Below are 16,508 nucleotides of genomic sequence, written 5' to 3' on the forward strand. Positions count from 1 at the left end.
CAAATAGTGGTCAGAGACGATAGTGCTTCCCCGCTTAACGAAGCGTTTAGCCACTCGTTGCGCGAACGGCAGAATTGCGCGCGGTGTCGGGCGACAGCCTTTGATGTTTCGCAGAGCGAGCTCCCAGTAGTCCGTCTGGAGGAACGGCGTCCTTCGGCTCAAAATGGCCGGTTTCAGACGGTCTGCTTCCAGGCGCGAACTGTGAAAAGGAGACGCTCGCCGATTTTGAAAATTTTTTAGCGGGATTCCAATTGATAAAGTGTCGCGCAGAATAGCTCTCGTAAATTGAACTCACGCCACACCAAGCCGCCAGCGAACCAGAAAAGAGGTAATGCTTAAATCTACAAGCCCGCGCGCGCCGAATCCAGACCGGACAAAGCTGCCAAAAGACGAGCGCCATGTTTCATTTCAATTCGATCCTCCCCTTCGACCAAAGCGCATTCGCCGCTGCAGATAGCGACGCCACCAAGTTCGACATGGCCAGCGATCGGGATGATAAGTGTGGACGTCGTCAAATTGACGATTCGACTGTCTGCCGCGCTATAATGGAAAACATTCAATGCAGCCGATCGGAGCAGAGGCCGAGTCTGCATTGGATCGACAAATTGCCTGAGAGCCTGTGGCATCGGACCCGCGTGAGCGACATCGATTGCCTCTCGAAGGTGCAACGGCCGCGGCCGCCCGTAGTCATACAAGCGATAGGTAACGTCACTATTCTGCTGAACTTCGATCAGCGAGATGCCAGCGCCGATCGCATGGACGGTGCCGGGCGGCACATGAAAGAACATGCCTGCGGAGACCGGATGCCACTCCAGCAGCTCTTCGATTTCGCCTGACAAACAGGCAGTTCGCAGCCCGGCAGCGTCAAGTATTCTCCAGGTTCCGATACCGATCACGGCGCCCGGCCGGGCGTCGACAATGTACCAGCACTCCTCCTTTCCCGATGCCTTACCCCTCTGCTTCGCCTGCTGATCGTCGGGGTGAACTTGTATGGAGAGGCGATCGCTCGTGAACAGATATTTGACCAGCAGCTCCGCTCCTGGAGGCGGATCAAACCATATTTCGCCGACCGGGGCGCCGGAAAGATGACCGAACGGCTCAGGAAGTTGTGTCAAACCCCATGGTTTCTCGTGCACGCTGATCGGAAGCTTGGTAATCATGCTCTTTTCGTCCCGGTAAGCAGGTAATCCAAGTTCGCCGGCCGGGCCGCAAACGCCAGGGCGCCGAGCAGGCCGGTATTTTCACCAAGTGCTGGCGCAACGATGATCTCTTCCGGCGTACCGGCAAAATAGCCCGCCGCCGCCTTGCCAGTCTCCGCCCGAACGCGATCGAGCAGGCCGGGTGTCCCCATCACTCCGCCGCCGAGAATGATCCGCGCCGGTTCGAGAATCGCCTGAAAGGTCTGCGCCGCCTGCGCGAGATACCAGGCGATGATCTCGTGCCCTATGTGATCGGCGGGCAGGTCGGAGAGAGATGCGCCCCAGCGCGCAATGATCGCGGGGCCGGCGGCGAGGCCTTCGAGGCAGTCGCCGTGGAACGGGCAATGCCCCGCGAAATCGAGATCGGCAGGATGGCGCGGCATGCGGATATGCCCCATCTCGGGGTGGCTGAGGCCGTGGATCGGCCGTCCGCCGACGACTGCGCCGCCACCGACACCGGTGCCGACGGTGAGATACAGCGTCGAGCTCGTCCCCTGCCCCGCGCCCCACTTCCATTCGGCGAGCGCGGCGCCGTTGACGTCGGTGTCGATCGCGACCGGGCAACCGAAGGCGCGCGCGAACGGCCCGGCGATGTCGGCGTCGCTCCAGTGCGGTTTGGTGGTGCGGGTGATATGGCCCCATTTGGGCGAGGCGGGGTCGAGGTCGAGGGGGCCGAAGCTCGCGATGCCGACCGCCGCATAGTCGCCGCCCTGCGCGCGGAGCCATTCGACCGCGGCGGGGATCGTTTCGTCGGGGCGCGTGGTGTCGATGCGGGTGCGGGCGTGGATGTTGCGCGAGGCATCGCCGACGCCAACGATGAACTTGGTGCCGCCCGCTTCGATCAGCGCAATCTTGTCGCTCATATCCTGTCCCTTGCGCCTGCTTTTAGAGGAAGGACGCGCCGGCGTGGGCGCGTTCGACCATGATTAGCGGCTTGTTGCCTTCCGGCGTGCGATAGCGCGCTTCGATGTGGGCCACCGCCGTTTCGACCGCATCGGCCGCGACGAGCGCGACGACCGCGCCGCCGAAGCCGCCGCCGGTCATGCGTGCGCCGCCGCGCGGGCCGGCCGCGGCCTGCAGCTCGGCGACGAGCTGGTCGATCGCGGGAAGCGTGATCTCGAAATCGTCGCGCATCGAAGCATGTGAGGCGGCCATCAGCTCGCCGAGCGCGGCGAGATCGCCTGCGGCCATCGCATCGGCGGCGGCGAGCGTGCGGGCGTTCTCGGTGACGACGTGGCGCGCGCGGCGGTAGGCGACGGGGTCGAGGTCGGCGCGCGCGGCTTCGAGCTGGCCGAGCATGACATCGCGAAGTGCGGGGCCGTCAAGTTGGCGCGCCACGGCTTCGCACTGGGCGCGGCGCTCGTTGTAGTGGCCATCGACGAGGCCGCGGCTGATCCCCGAGTGGACGATCAGGATAGCGGTATCGGTCGGCAGGGCGACCGGGCGAACGTCCAAGCTGCGGCAGTCGATGAGCAAGGCGTGATCGGCCGTACCATGGGCCGACGCGAGCTGGTCCATATTGCCGCAGCGCATGCCGACGAAATCGCATTCGGCGCGCTGGGCTATCAGCGCGATCCCGGTCGCGTCGAAGCGGCCGGGTGCGAACAGTTCGCCGAACGCCATCCCGCTCGCGACCGAGAGCGAGGCCGAGGAGGACAGGCCCGAGCCCTGCGGAATGTCGCCCGCAACGAGCATGTCGAGACCGCCGAGATCGACGCCTTCCGCCTGCAGGATGGTGGCGACGCCGCGGATATAGTCGGACCAAGGCTGGTTCGGGTCGCGCGCCATCGGCTGTGCGAGATCGAACGCGCTAACCGCATCGCCGAAGTCGGCGGCGATCATGCGGACGATGGAGTCGGGGCGGCGGCGGACCGCGACGATGCTTTGCAAGCCGATCGCGGCGGGGAGTACGAAGCCGTCGTTATAGTCGGTGTGCTCGCCGATCAGGTTGACGCGGCCGGGGGCGCGGACGGCAAAGTCGGGCGCGGCGCCGACGAGTTCGGCGAAGCGTACGAGGATGCGGTCGGCGAGCGTCATGGCTTGACGGCGCGGAGGCGCTCGGCGGCTTGCTCGGGGGTGAGGTCGCGCTGCGCCTCGGCGAGCAGTTCGTAGCCGACCATGAACTTGCGCACCGTCGCCGAGCGGAGGAGCGGCGGATAGAAATGGGCGTGGAGCTGCCAGTGGCCGACGTCGCCTTCACCGAACGGCGCGCTGTGCCAGCCCATCGAGTAAGGAAAGGCGCAGTCGAAGAGCGCATCGTAGCGACGGGTGAGCTCGCCGAGGATCGCGGCGAGGCTTTGGCACTGCGCGGCTTCGAGATCGGGCAAGCGCTGCACCGCGAAGCGCGGCAGCAGCAGCGTCTCGAACGGCCAGCTTGCCCAATAGGGGACGATCGCAAGCCAGTCGTCATGCTCGACGACGACACGCGGGCCGCCGACTTCGCGTTCGGCGAGTTCGAGGAGCATCGGCTTCGCGCCGGCCCACGCGCGCTGGCTCGCGTCCTCGCATGCGATCTCGGCGGGGATGTGCTTCGTCGCCCAGACCTGCCCGTGCGGGTGCGGGTTCGAGCAGCCCATCATCGCGCCGCGGTTCTCGAAGACTTGCACGTTCGCGTGCGTGCGGCCGAGGTCGGCGCATTGCTCGCACCAGCAGTCGACGACCGCGGCGATCTCGGCGTCGGACAGCAGCGGCAGCCCGCGCGCATGATCGGGCGAGAAGCAGATCACGCGGCAGGTGCCCGATGCGGCTTCGGTGCGGAACAGCGGATCGCCCGACGTTTCGGGCGCGGGCGTGTCGGCAAGCAGCGCGGCGAAGTCGTTGTCGAAAACGAACGGTCCCGCATAGGCGGGGTTGGTCGTGCCATTGGCGCGCGTGTTGCCGGGACAGAGGTAGCAGGTCGGATCGTAGCTCGGCGGCAGCTCGGTCACGTCCCTGCCCTGCTCGCCCTGCCACGGGCGTTTCGCGCGGTGCGGCGATACCAAAATCCACTCGCCGCGCAGCGGATTGTAGCGCCGGTGCGGATGTTCGGTCGGGTCGAAGGTCATGGCCAGACCGCCCCGGCGCTGTCGGTGCAGCGGCTCTCGCCGGTTTCGGGATCGAGCCGGAGTTCGAGCGTCCGGCCGTCGGCGAGCGTCGCGCGCTGGACGATCAGCGCCTCGCCATTGCCGAGCGACGGATAGCGGCAGTCGACCACATCGAGCGCCGCGAGCGCGTCGAACAGCGTTGCGCGTTCGGGCGTAAGTTCGCCGAGATGATCGCTCGTCATCAACACCCCGCCGGACAGACCGGCCAGCAATGCGAGACTTTCCACCTGCGCGTCGGTCAGATCGTGGAAGCGGTCGCGGAGCAGGATGCAGTCGGGATCGGCCTGCCACAGCCGGCCCGCGGCATGGTTGCGCGTCGCCTGATCGCGGAGCAGGCTCTCGGCCGACTGATCGCCCGACCATTTGACCCCGACGTCGCGCCCGATGCGGATCGCATCGACCAGCCCGACCGAAGCCCAGAGTGGGCAGCCGCAGCCCAGCCACAAGGCATCGCCGATCTCTTCGCGGATGATCGCGCCCATCTTGCGCCAGATTTCGACGCGCGACAGGCCGCTCTCGTGCCAGACAGCGCGGTCGGGGCCATATTCGGCGCCGAAGAACATGAAGTCGGTCTTGAAATAGCGCGCACCCCATTCATGCGCCCAAGTGCGGAAAACGCGCCGGATATACGCCTCGGCATCGGGATGCGTGATGTCGAGGACATAATATTCCTCGCTGCGCTTGTGCCAGCGGAACTCGCCGTAAAAGGCCATCTGGATCAGCGGCTTGCCGGTCGCCTTCTCGCGCACCACCCAGTCGGGATGCTCGACATAGAGCCGGCTGCGGTTGCCGACCATGAAGGGTGCGATCCACAGACCGGGGGTGAAGCCCGCCCCGGCGATCTCGCCAAGCAAAGGCTGCATTCCGTGCGGGAATTGCGGTTTGACGTCGAGCCAGTCGCCCATTTCGGGGGTGAAGCCGTCATCGATCAGGAAGATGTCGAGATCGGGGCCGTGGGTGTCGCGATAATGCGCGGCCGCGGTCAGATGCTCGCGGATATTTTCTTCGTTGATCGCGGCGTAGAGATTGTACCACGAGCACCAGCCCTTGATCCGCTTGTCGGGGATGCGCGGCGGCGTCGGAGAGGCGGCGGCGACCCGATCGGACCAGCGGATCAGCGCGGTCTCGACGTCGGGGTCGGCGTAGACGAACAGGCTTTCGGCCGCGACCCGGCCGGTGCGGTCGAGCAAGGTTTCGACGTCGATCGTCATCGCCGCCGCATCGCCGCCGAAGCGAAAGCGGTTCTGAAAGCGATCGTGGCGGTCGAAGCCGAGTATGAGGGCGCCCTGCGCTTCGGTTGGCACCAGCGCGGTCATCGCGAAGCCGAGAGTCGGTTCCTTGCCCGGCGGCGCGTCGCCTGCGGGGGTGCCGGGATCGGCGAAGAAGCTGCCGTCCCAGCTGTGATAGCCGTTGCGGAGATAGCGGCGGACGCCGCGCACCGCGCCGAAGCGCAGACCGAGCGACAACGGCGCTTCGTCGAGGCCACTCGCCGAGACGTCCAAGCGGACCGTATCGCAATCCTGGCCGATCGCGAGGCGGATCGCACCGCCCGCTTCGAGCGCCCATTCGATCCCGCCGGGGATTTCGCTCGCGGGCCAGCAGGCGGGGACCGTGCCGTCGAGCAACGGCTGTATCCCGTCGAGGCGGACGCCGCTCTTTTCGAGAGCGATCATGCGGTCAGCCGGATTTCGCGGCGTTCGTCGGCCGATTGGCGGGCCGCCAGCGCCAGCTTGAGCGAAGCCGCGCCTTCGGCGAGCGGAATATAGGGCGCGCCGCCGGTCGTGATCGCACGATGCACGTCGGCGAGCTGCGCGACGAAGGGATCGGTCGGTCCGGCGATTTCCTCGGCCGAGACCTCGCCGGCGGTGCGTGTCAGCACGGCGTCGTTCCAGCTGGTGAAGCGCCCGGTCATGCGCTCGGCATAGACCGCCCACTCCTTGTGCCACACGCCGGGCACCGCGATGTTCGACGCGTTGAGCGTCGCGATGCGGCCGTCGTCCCACCCGAAGACGATCGCGCTGATATCCTCGACATCATAGCCCGGCGTGTCGTGGTGCGCGAAATTGGCGCGGCGGGCATAGACGGTATCGGGCTCGCCCATCAGATGACGGATCAGGTCGACCTGATGGATCACCTGCTCGAGGATCTGGCCGCCCGATTTCGCCTCCTCGCGCCACCAGTCTGCGTGGAGCGCGTTGCAGTGATAGGCGCCGGCGTAGAGTCCGACCTCTCCGGTATCGGCCGCCTTCCAGCGCCGTACCGCATCGCCGAAGCGGTACATGAAGCCGATGGCGGCGACGACGCCGGTGGCCGAAACATCGGCGACCATCGCGTCGGCGGCCGGCTGATTGAGCGCGATCGGCTTTTCGACGAGCAGATGGGCGCCCGCTTTCGCAACGCGCTCGATCTCGCCACCGCGATTATAGGGGGGCAATGTCGCAATGACGAGATCGAGACGCTCCTGCCGCAGCATAGCATCGAGGTCGGTGTAGGCGGCGGCAGTGCGACCCTCCGCAAACGCCCTCGTCCTCTCCGCATCGCGGCCGCAGCAAGCGACCAGTTCCATATCGTCGGGCAATGCAGCGACCGCGCCAGCATGGCGCGCACCGATGCCGCCGCAGCCGAGCAGGCCGACGCGCAGCGCGCTCATGCGCCGAACTCCAGCATCGCCTGCAACATGCCCGGCGCGCCTTGGTCGAGCTGGTCGAACAGCTTCGGTGCGTCCTCGAACGGCGCGCAGTGGGTGATCAGCGGGATCAGGTCGAGCGTGCCGTCGTGCTGCAGCTCGATCGCGCTGCGCCACAGCCGCGGCTTCGACCAGCGATAGCTCGCGTCGGGAGAGACGCCGGAAATCTGCGAGCAGATGAGCTGGATGCGGTTGTGGTGAAATTCCTCGCCGAGCTTGAGGCCCGGAATCGCGCCCTGGAAGAAGCCCATCGCGACGACGCGCGCGTTGTAGGCGGCGGCGCGGATCGCTTCGCCGAGCGCGGGCGGCGCGCCGGACACCTCGATGCACGCGTCGGCGCCGCGGCCGCCCGTGAGGCGCTTGATTTCCTCGGCCGCGCCTGCGGGTTCGATCGCGAGATGTGCGCCATGGCGGAGCGCGATGTCGCGGCGCGCGGCGTCGGGGTCGATCGCGATCACGCGCGCACCCGACGCGCGGGCGGCTTGCGCGACAATCTGGCCGGGTACGCCCAAGCCGAATACGGCGATCGTGTCGCCGATGCGGATCTGGGCGTCGTGGACACCGTTCAGCGCCACCGCGCCGATGTGCGAGAAGATGCCGATGCGCGGGTCGGCGCCCTCGGGCAGCAGCCGGTCGCGGGTATAGTCGGCGGTCGCGACATGATGCGTCTTGTGGTTCCACGTGCCGAAGAGGCGCTGGCCGACCTTCAGGTCGGAGATCCCGCTGCCGACCTCGACAATCTCGCCTGATTCCTCATAGCCGAGGTTGCGCACCGGCCAGTCCCAGCTCGGCACCTCGGCATCGACGAACAGGCGCTGCGCCTCGTCGAAGCGGCGGTGCATGAAGGGGTTGGTGCCGCGATATTGGGTCAGCTCGGTGCCCGCGCTGATCCCCGAGAAGAGCGTGCGGATGCGCACCTCTTCGGGACCGAGCGGGGCGAACGCGCTTTCCTCGAACGCCAGCGTGCGCGGCGCGGTGAGGATCAGCGCCTTACTCGACGACATGGACGACCTCCTGATTGGCCGCGACGCCGCGGCGGGCCTGCAGGCGGGTGCCGAGCAGGATGAGAACGGCGACGGCGTAAAGCCCCGCCATCGCGACGATTCCCGACCCCATGCCAAAGCTCTCGCCGATCCACGCGACGAGGATCGGGGTGATGCCGGCGCCGAGGAAACCGATCATCGTCATCATGCCGACCGCGGTGGCGCGGGCGTGCGGCGGGACGACATCCTGCATCGCGGCGTAGATGCAGCCGTCGAACAGGCCCTTCGCGATGCTGGTCGCAACCAGCACCATGCCGATCTGCGTCGCGGTCTTTGCGCCGAGCAGCGGCAGCAGCAGCAGTCCGGCAAGCCCGAGCCCGATCGCAAGCGTCGTGAAGCGGCCGATCGGCGATTTCTTCGCCAGCGTGTCCGCGAGCAAACCGCCGAGCGGGACCGCGCAGAAACCGGCGATATTGATCGTCGCCGAGCCGACCCAAGCCGAATCGGCCAGATTGAGGCCGAGCAGATTCTTGACGAAATAGGGCGCCCAGAAGGTGACCCCCGTCGAGGCGCCCGTCGCCAGCGCGAAGACGGCACAGAGAATCAGCGCCGCGGGAATGCGGAGCACGATACCGATGGGTTCGGCGGGTTTGCCTTCCTCGGCGGCGGTGCGGACGATCGGCGCGTCGTGGAGGAAGAACCACAGCATGACGGCATGAACCAGCCCGACCGCGCCGAAAATCAGGAACGGCGCGTGCCAGCTCAACGCGTCGGCGATATAGCCGGCCGCGACGGCGCCCAGTCCCGACCCGGCGAACACCGCGGTCTGGTGCAGCGACAGCGCGCGGCTGCGCATCTGCGGCTTGTGCCAGTCGCCGATCAGCGCAGTGGCGGTCGGGTAGTATGTCGACTCGCCGACCGCGACGAGCCCGCGCATCGAAAGCAGCAGCGCAAAGCCGGTCGCGAGGCTGGATGCCCCGGTCGCGACGCTCCAGAAGACAAGGCCGAAGATGATGAGGCGGCTGCGGCGCACGCTGTCGCCGACGCGGCCCGCGACGAAGGCGCCGACGGCGTAGATCCAGAAGAAGACCGAGCCGAGCAGCGCGAGCTGGGTGTCGGTGAGGTCGAATTCGGCCTTGAGGTCGGGAAGGACGGCGAGCAGGATGTTGCGGTCGGCCGCGTTGAGGAACGCGACGAGCCAGAGCAGCCCGATCATGATCCACGGATAGTTGACGCGGGCCGCCAGACCTCCCTTGTTCCCCACCATGTCTCTTCTCCCTTACGCCGTCGGGTCGATCAGGATCGCCCTAAAGTCGTTCACATTGGTCAGCGTGGGCCCGGTTATGACCAGGTCTCCGAGTTTTTCGAAAAAGCTGTAGGCATTGTTCGACGCCAGATATTCGGCCGGGTCGATCCCCGCGGCGCGGGCGCGCGCAAGCGTGTCGGGGCCGATCGTCGCGCCCGCCGCATCGTCGGTGCCGTCGATCCCGTCGGTGTCGCACGAGATGGCGAAGATGCCGCGCTCGCCATTCAACGCAATCGCGAGGCCGAGCAGATATTCGAGATTGCGGCCGCCGCGCCCCGCCTTGTTGGTGACGGTGACGGTGGTCTCGCCGCCCGAAATGATCACGCGCGCGGTGCCGTCCTTCGCCATCCGGCGCGCGAGCGCGGCGTGGCTGGCACCGAGATGACGCGCCTCGGCCTGAAGCTGGTCGCCGAGGTTGGTGACCTGATACCCCGCCTCGCCCGCCATCGCCTGCACGGCAGCAAGCGCGTCGCGCGCCTTGGCGATGATCTGCGTCTCGCCGCCCGCGATGCCGAGCGCATCGGCGGCGGGGGTCTCGTTCGCGGGGTCGTCCAGCGCCGCAGCGACCTGCATCGAAGGCTCGATGCCATATTTGGCGACGATGTCGCGCGCGTCCGACAGGCTGGTGAGATCGGCAACGGTCGGCCCCGACGAGACGAAACTGGGATCGTCGCCCGGAATGTCCGAGATGATCCACGTCGTGACATGCGCGGCGCCCGCCGCCACCGCCAGCCGCCCGCCCTTGACGCGCGAGAGATGCTTGCGGACGCAGTTGATCTCCTCGATCGTCGCGCCTGATTGCAACAGCGCGCGGGTGATCTGTTGCTTGTCGGTCAGCGTCAATCCCCCCGCAGGCGCCGCGAGGAGCGCCGAGCCGCCGCCCGAGAGCAGCAGCAGCAGATTGTCGCCCGCCTCGAGCCGGGTGGCGATCGCGAGCGCGCGTTCGGCAGCGCGCAGGCTGTTCTCGTCGGGATAGGGGTGCCCCGCCTCGATGATCTCGACATCAGGCCACGACGGCGCGGGCTCGGGCAGATGGCCGTGGCGCGTGACAACGAGTCCCTTCAGCGGTTGTTCGGCTCGGTCCTGTGCGACACGCATCATCTCGGCGGCAGCCTTGCCGACCGCGATGACGACGGTACGGCCGTGCGGCGAGTGCGGGATCTTCCGCGGCATCGCAACCTCGGGGCTCACCGCGCGCACCGATTCGCGGAACAGCGCGATCAGCTGCTCGCGCTGGCTCGTCCGGCTCACCTGTTCGGCCTCGGTAGCGATGACACCCTCCACTTATGATTTGCCCCATGGGGTGAAGCAGAGCGGCGAAAGCGCCTAGCGCCAGATTGTGGAACTATTTGTTCCGTTTTTCGCAACGGCGCTAAATTTCCCACGAAAGCGTGGGTCTCAGCTTCTCGGTCAGATAGTCGATCAGCGACCGGACGCGCACCGGCACGCCCTTGGGATCGGCAAACAGCGCATAGAAGCTCATGTCGGGCGCCTGCCAGCCGGGGAGCACCTCGACGAGCATTCCCTCGGCCAAATCGGCCTTGCAAAGGAAGGCGGGCAGCGTCGCTATGCCGAGTTCGGAACGCACCGCGTGGCGGAGCAGATTGAGGTCGTTGCAGACGAGGCGCGGCGAGAATTCGACCGTCACCTGCTCGGTCTCGGTGTGGAGCGGCCAGCGGTGGCGTCGGTCGACGGTGCCGGTCGCGAGCAGGTCGAAGCGCGGCAGCTCGACATGGTTCTGCGGCATGCCCTTGCGCTCGAAATAGCCGGGCGCGCCGAACAGCCCGCATTCGGTCACGCCGAGCTTGACCGCGACGAGTTCGGAGTCTGCGAAGGGGCCCACCGCGAGCGCGACGTCGAAGCCGGCGCGGAGCAGCCCGACGGCATCGTCGGTCATCACGCTGACGAGTCGCACGTCGGGGTAGAGATCGAGGAAGCTTGCAAGCAGCGGACCGATCAGGCTCTGCCCGAGCACATAGGGGATCGCGATCTTCACCACGCCGCGCGGGACGTTCTGGCGATTCTGCAATGCGCGCTCGCCGTCGCGCAGCACCCCGAGCGAACGCAGGCAATATTCGAAGAACATCGCGCCGTCCTCGGTGACCGTCACCGAGCGCGTCGAGCGGTGCAGCAACTGAACGCCAAGATTCTCTTCCAGACGGGAAATACGCCGGCTGACGGTCGACTTGGGAAGCCCCAGCGCCTGCCCCGCCTTGGTCAGACTTTCGGTCTCGACGATCTTCGAAAAGACCTGCAGATCGCCCAGATCGAGCATCGGAATCTCCCGTAATATTGTTGCTTATAGTGCCATTGCTAGCAACACAGCGTTGCAACAATACGGGCTTTCGTCAACCGGCCTCGCCCTTCAGTTTTTATGACAAAGGCCTGTCAGAGGCCGGAAGAGACCTATGGGAGGAGACCAGCATGACCGTCCGCCGCCGCTTTTCGCGCACTTTCCGTAACGCCCTGCTCTGCACCGCGCCGCTCGCCGCGACGCTGATTCCGCTGCAGTCGGCCTGGGCACAGGACGCCGAGGTCGCTCCCGCCGACGAGGCCGTCGCGGACGACGCCGACACCATCATCGTCACCGGTACCAGCCGCGGCCGTATCGCACTCGACACCCCGCTCGCGGTCACTTCGGTCGGCGAAGATTCGCTCGCACGCCTCGGCGTCAGCAGCCAGGCCGACATCCTTGCGAGCATCCCGACGATCAAGGCCGATGCCGGCGGCGGCGAGGTCGCATCGAACGTGTTCGTGCGCGGCCTGCCTTCGGGCGGCCAGTATCAGTTCACCCCGCTGATGTACGATGGCGTCCCCGTCATGTCGACGTTCGGCCTCAACTCGTCGGCCTATGACGTTTACTACCGCAACGACCTCGGCATCTCGCGCCTCGAGTTTGTGCGCGGCGGCGTGTCGAACCTGTTCGGCCCCGGCTCGGTCGCGGGCCTGATCAACTATATCAGCAAGACCGGCCGCGACGAGCTGGAGGGCACGGCGCAGATCGAATGGGCTGAAAAGGGCCGCTATCGCGGCGACCTTGCGGTCAGCGGGCCGCTCGGCGAAAATCTGTTCTTCGCGCTGTCGGGCTTCTACCGCTCAGACGACGGCCCGATCAAGACGGGCCTCGATACCGAAGGCTTCCAGATCCGCGGTAACCTGAAGTACGAGTTCCCCGACGACAGCGGATCGATCACGCTTTACGGCCAGTATATCGACGATCAGGCGCAATTCTATTTGCCCGTCCCGCTCGACGGCACGACGCGCAGCCGCGTCGCGGGCAACGACGGCAAGAAGGTCTATCAGCTGCTGACCCCCGACGTCGCCGGGTTGGGCTTCAACACCCCCGACGGCGCCTTCACCACCGGCATCACCGATGGCGTGACGAGCAAGGGCGGCCAAGTCGCGATCGCGTTTGACAAGGACTTCGGCGACAGCGGCTGGGGCATCAACGGCCGCGTAAAATACTCGGATTACAAGCATAAATTCGGCCTGTGGTCCGACGGCGACGGCGTCGTCAACGTCCCTGAGACGCTGAGCGCCTTCGTCACCAACGCCGCCCGCCGTGGCCAGATTCCCGAGCTGAACGGCATCACCGCCGCGAACGCCAGCTTCACTTATGTCGGTGGCGGCGCGGTGCCCGCGAATGCGATCCTCTTCGCCAACCGCTTCACCGACCGCAACAGGCCGATGCACGACCTTTCGGCCGAGCTGAACCTCACCAAGCAGGCGACCACGGGCAGCGTCGAGCACAGCTTCACGCTCGGCGGCTTCTACGCCGATACGGTCGCTAGCGACGTCAATGTCACGACGACCTTCCTCGGCGCGTTCAACAACCAGCCGCAGCTCGTCAATCTGACCGTCACTAACCCGATCAGCGGCGCCACCACGGTCATTTCGCGGAACGGCCTGCTCAACGCCGGCGGCGGTTATGTGAACAACCGGCACCAAGCCGAGCGTTACGCGGTCTATTTCGCCGACCAGATGCAGATCGGCGACCGCTTCAACCTCGATATCGGCGGCCGCGTCGAACATTATAAGGGCGACATCAGCCGCGAGCGCACCTCGACGACGGTCACCGACGCGACGACGCCGAACCTGTCGGGCGCACTGCGCGACGTGATATGGGGCAATGACGGCTATCTGACCGGCAAGGTGTCGACGACCGAATGGGCGATCGCTGCGGGTGGCCTCTACAAGCTTACCGACGACGTCAGCCTCTATCTCAATGCGAGCCGCGGTTACTTCTTCCCCGAAGTGCGCGCGGTCGGCTTCCTGCCGCTGCCTGCCGGGACCGCGGCGAATGCGAGCGCCTCGCCGGGCACGCAGAGCTACGAGGGCGAAATCATCAAACAGGTGCAGGGCGGCATCAAGGTCAGCCAGCCGGCCTTCAGCCTCGAGGCCTCGGCCTTCTACACCAGCCTCAAGAACCGCCGTCAGGTCCTGTTCGTCAACGCGCCGGGCGGCGGCTTCCAGGAGCTCGTCAACCTCGTCGCGACCGAATCCTACGGCGTCGAGGCGGTGTTCGACCTGAAGCTGCTCACCAACCTGCGCTTCAACGGCAACCTCACGCTGCAGAAGGCCAAATATACCGAGTTCCAGTCGAACGTCGGCGGTGTCCCGACCTCGAACCCGGCGATCATCGGCAACGATCTGGAGCGTCAGCCGCAGATCCTCTACAACGCCGGCCTCTATTACGACGACGGCGCGCTCGATGTGTCCTTCTTCACCAACTACACCGGCGACAATTTCACCGCGTCGAACAATTCGATCAAGCTCGACGGATGGAATATCGTCAACCTCGACGCCGGCTATACGGTGCCGATGGGCAACAAGAGCCTGCGTCTCGGGGTCAATGTGTTCAACCTGTTCGACACCGACGCCACGACCGAAGGGTCGCCGCGTCTCGACAACAACCAGACCGTCGGCGGCGCTTACTTCGTCGGCCGTCCGGTCCTGCCGCGCCGCATCACCGCACGCGCAACCTTCAACTTCTGACGAGAAAACGGGCATCCGCGACAATGACTATCGAAACGCTTGACGTGGGTGCCCGCGCCATCCTGACTGCCAACGACCGGGGCGGCTACACCGTCCCCAACGGCCGGGTCTATCCCTTCCAGTGGAACTGGGACTCGGCTTTCGTCGCCCTCGGCTTCGACACCTGGGATCGCGACCGCGCGTGGAAAGAAGTCGAGACCCTGTTCAACGCGCAGTGGGACGACGGCTTTCTGCCGCACATCGTCTTCTGGCAGGACGATCCGGGCTATTTCCCCGGACCCTCGGTCTGGGCGACGGGCAAGACCCCCGTCACCTCGGGCATCACCCAGCCGCCGGTCGCGGCGACGGTCGTCCGCAAGCTGTGGGACAGCGCGATCGCGGCGGACGCCGACGACGCCTATCGCCTGCGCCTCGAAAGCCTGTTCGACAAGCTGATCGCCTGGCACCGCTGGTTTCGCGACTATCGCGACCCTGACGGCCGCGGCGTCGTCGTCGCCATGCATCCGTGGGAAACCGGCCGCGACAATTCGCCCGAATGGGACATTCCCGGCGAGCCGATCGATATTTCGAACGTCGGCGAATATGTCCGCCGCGACACCGGCCATCTCGACGCGAAGATGCGTCCGACCAAGCTCGAGTATGACCGCTACCTCGCGCTCGTCCAATATGGCGTCGCGCAGGGCTGGGACCATGCAAAGATCACCGCGGGCAATCCGTTCAAGGTCGCCGACATCGGCATGTCGATGATCCTGCTGCGCGCCAACCGCGACCTGCTGCACCTCGCCGACTATCTCGGCCGCGACGAGGAAGCCGCCGAAATCCGCGCGATGATCGCGACGGCCGAAGCCGGGATCGACTGGTTGTGGGACGAGGAAAAGCACAGCTGGTGCTCGCGCGACCTGCTCACCGGCCGCTCGTCGGGCTTCATCACCAGCGCCTCGTTCCTGAGCTTCTATGCCGGGCTCGCCGACCCGGCGAAGGATGCCGCAATGCTCGCGCACCTGCACCGTATCGGCAGCAAGGTCGAATATCTGATGCCCAGCCTCGACCCCGAGGATCCCGGCTTCCAGATGATCCGCTACTGGCGCGGCCCCGTGTGGGCGGTGGTCAACTACATGATCGGCACCGGTCTGGCCGAAGCGGGCTTCGATGCCGAGGCGGCGCGCGTCCGCCACGACACGCTGGCGCTGATGGAGCGCAACGGCTTCTACGAAGCGTACAGCCCCGTCGACGGATCGGGCAGCGGCGGCGACGATTTCTCGTGGACCGCGGCGATCTGGCTGGCGTGGCGCTGATATATTGAACCCCGGCGAAGCCGGCCCCCCCAATTTACCCTCCCAACCCTGGACCCCGGCTTTCGCCGGGGTTCATTTTGCACGCTATCGATCGGGATCGACCACCGGTCCCCGGACCCGCGCCCTCACCGCGCTCGGGCTGGCGCCGAGCAGGCTGCGCACCATCTTGTTGAAGCGCTGCGCATCGGCGACGCCGCAGCGCTCGGCGACGCGCCAGATCGGCAGGTCGGTCGATTCCAACAGGAAACGTGCATGTTCGGCGCGGCGCTGAAGCAGGCGGTGGGGCACCGTGGTGCCGAAGCGGCCGCGGAAAAGACGCGCGAGGTAAGCGGACGAACGGCCCGCCGCGGCTGCGACCTCGCGCACGCCGATCGCTTCGGGAAAATGATGGTCGATATATTCGGCGGCGCGCGCTGCAGCGTCATCTTCCGGCAACGGATCGGTACGCCGCGCGAGCGTCACCAGCAGTTCCTGCGCCGCGAGCCGCGCCGCGATATGCGCGATCGGGTCGCTCGCGGTCGCGAAGAGGCCGCTGACATGTGCAAACCGTTCGCGGAGCGCGCCACAGTCCGACACGTGCAGCGCGACCGGCGCGCGCGTCCCCCGTCCATCGCCCGCTTCGATATGGATGCACCAATGCGTGCCCGGCCCGGCAAGGTCGTAGCTCGAAGACAGGCCCGCGGGGCTGAGCGTCACATCGCCGGGCGCAATCCGAATGCGTTTTCCCGCCAGCTCCATCTCGCCGGTATAACCGTGAAGGTGCAGCGCGTGCGTGCGTCCCTGATGGATCGTCGCAAATCCGCGATCCGCCAGCAGGAACTGCCCGGCGACCGCGATGCGCGGCAAATCTTCCAGCGGCAGATCGATCATTTCCATGTTCGATTTTTTACCACAAGATTAGGCGCACGCCAATTGCGATGGTCGACCGGAAGCGGCACCATCAGGCCATATCGAGACTATG

The 16,508-nt window shown here is 66.2% G+C and carries 13 protein-coding genes; 2 read left to right on the forward strand and 11 right to left on the reverse strand.

Annotated features, from left to right (window positions below):
* Nucleotides 1-341 precede the first annotated feature (341 nt).
* The 10 genes from A3E77_RS03610 to A3E77_RS03655 form a co-directional block, all read right to left on the reverse strand.
* Nucleotides 342-1,160, reverse strand: a complete 819-nt coding sequence (locus tag A3E77_RS03610; RefSeq protein WP_293643480.1) for a class I mannose-6-phosphate isomerase — start codon at nucleotides 1,158-1,160, stop codon at nucleotides 342-344.
* On the reverse strand, nucleotides 1,157-2,062 hold the full coding sequence (locus tag A3E77_RS03615; protein WP_293643481.1) for an ROK family protein: 906 nt from the start codon (nucleotides 2,060-2,062) through the stop codon (nucleotides 1,157-1,159). Before A3E77_RS03615 ends, A3E77_RS03610 begins: the two co-directional genes overlap by 4 nt.
* Nucleotides 2,063-2,084: 22 nt before the next feature.
* Nucleotides 2,085-3,236 (reverse strand): galactokinase, encoded by a 1,152-nt coding sequence (gene galK, locus A3E77_RS03620; protein ID WP_293643482.1) that lies wholly within the window; start codon nucleotides 3,234-3,236, stop codon nucleotides 2,085-2,087.
* Nucleotides 3,233-4,243, reverse strand: coding sequence for a UDP-glucose--hexose-1-phosphate uridylyltransferase (locus A3E77_RS03625; protein ID WP_293643483.1), 1,011 nt, complete (start codon nucleotides 4,241-4,243; stop codon nucleotides 3,233-3,235). The genes galK and A3E77_RS03625 overlap by 4 nt, the downstream gene beginning before the upstream one ends.
* On the reverse strand, nucleotides 4,240-5,955 hold the full coding sequence (locus A3E77_RS03630) for a glycoside hydrolase family 36 protein (RefSeq protein ID WP_293643484.1): 1,716 nt from the start codon (nucleotides 5,953-5,955) through the stop codon (nucleotides 4,240-4,242). The genes A3E77_RS03625 and A3E77_RS03630 overlap by 4 nt, the downstream gene beginning before the upstream one ends.
* Nucleotides 5,952-6,932, reverse strand: coding sequence for a Gfo/Idh/MocA family protein (locus tag A3E77_RS03635; RefSeq protein ID WP_293643485.1), 981 nt, complete (start codon nucleotides 6,930-6,932; stop codon nucleotides 5,952-5,954). Before A3E77_RS03635 ends, A3E77_RS03630 begins: the two co-directional genes overlap by 4 nt.
* Complete coding sequence (locus A3E77_RS03640) at nucleotides 6,929-7,972, reverse strand: zinc-binding dehydrogenase (RefSeq protein WP_293643486.1); 1,044 nt, start codon at nucleotides 7,970-7,972, stop codon at nucleotides 6,929-6,931. Before A3E77_RS03640 ends, A3E77_RS03635 begins: the two co-directional genes overlap by 4 nt.
* Nucleotides 7,959-9,218, reverse strand: coding sequence for an MFS transporter (locus tag A3E77_RS03645; RefSeq protein ID WP_293643487.1), 1,260 nt, complete (start codon nucleotides 9,216-9,218; stop codon nucleotides 7,959-7,961). The genes A3E77_RS03640 and A3E77_RS03645 overlap by 14 nt, the downstream gene beginning before the upstream one ends.
* A gap of 12 nt (nucleotides 9,219-9,230) precedes the next feature.
* Entirely contained in the window at nucleotides 9,231-10,541 is a 1,311-nt protein-coding gene (locus A3E77_RS03650; RefSeq protein ID WP_293643488.1) for a glycerate kinase type-2 family protein, read from the reverse strand.
* An 88-nt stretch (nucleotides 10,542-10,629) separates the two neighbouring features.
* Entirely contained in the window at nucleotides 10,630-11,532 is a 903-nt protein-coding gene (locus A3E77_RS03655) for a LysR substrate-binding domain-containing protein (RefSeq protein ID WP_293643489.1), read from the reverse strand.
* 149 nt (nucleotides 11,533-11,681) lie between these two features.
* Here A3E77_RS03655 and A3E77_RS03660 point away from each other — a divergent pair, with 149 nt between their 5' ends.
* Nucleotides 11,682-14,252 (forward strand): TonB-dependent receptor, encoded by a 2,571-nt coding sequence (locus tag A3E77_RS03660; protein ID WP_293643490.1) that lies wholly within the window; start codon nucleotides 11,682-11,684, stop codon nucleotides 14,250-14,252.
* Between the two features lie 23 nt (nucleotides 14,253-14,275).
* Nucleotides 14,276-15,547 (forward strand): MGH1-like glycoside hydrolase domain-containing protein, encoded by a 1,272-nt coding sequence (locus tag A3E77_RS03665; protein ID WP_293643491.1) that lies wholly within the window; start codon nucleotides 14,276-14,278, stop codon nucleotides 15,545-15,547.
* An 84-nt stretch (nucleotides 15,548-15,631) separates the two neighbouring features.
* Here A3E77_RS03665 and A3E77_RS03670 read toward each other — a convergent pair whose 3' ends face one another.
* The gene (locus A3E77_RS03670; protein ID WP_293643492.1) at nucleotides 15,632-16,423 is read right to left on the reverse strand and encodes a helix-turn-helix domain-containing protein; all 792 of its coding nucleotides are present in this window, start codon (nucleotides 16,421-16,423) and stop codon (nucleotides 15,632-15,634) included.
* Nucleotides 16,424-16,508 lie beyond the last annotated feature (85 nt).

It is taken from the genome of Sphingopyxis sp. RIFCSPHIGHO2_12_FULL_65_19, from assembly GCF_001830555.1.
Lineage (GTDB): Bacteria > Pseudomonadota > Alphaproteobacteria > Sphingomonadales > Sphingomonadaceae > Sphingopyxis.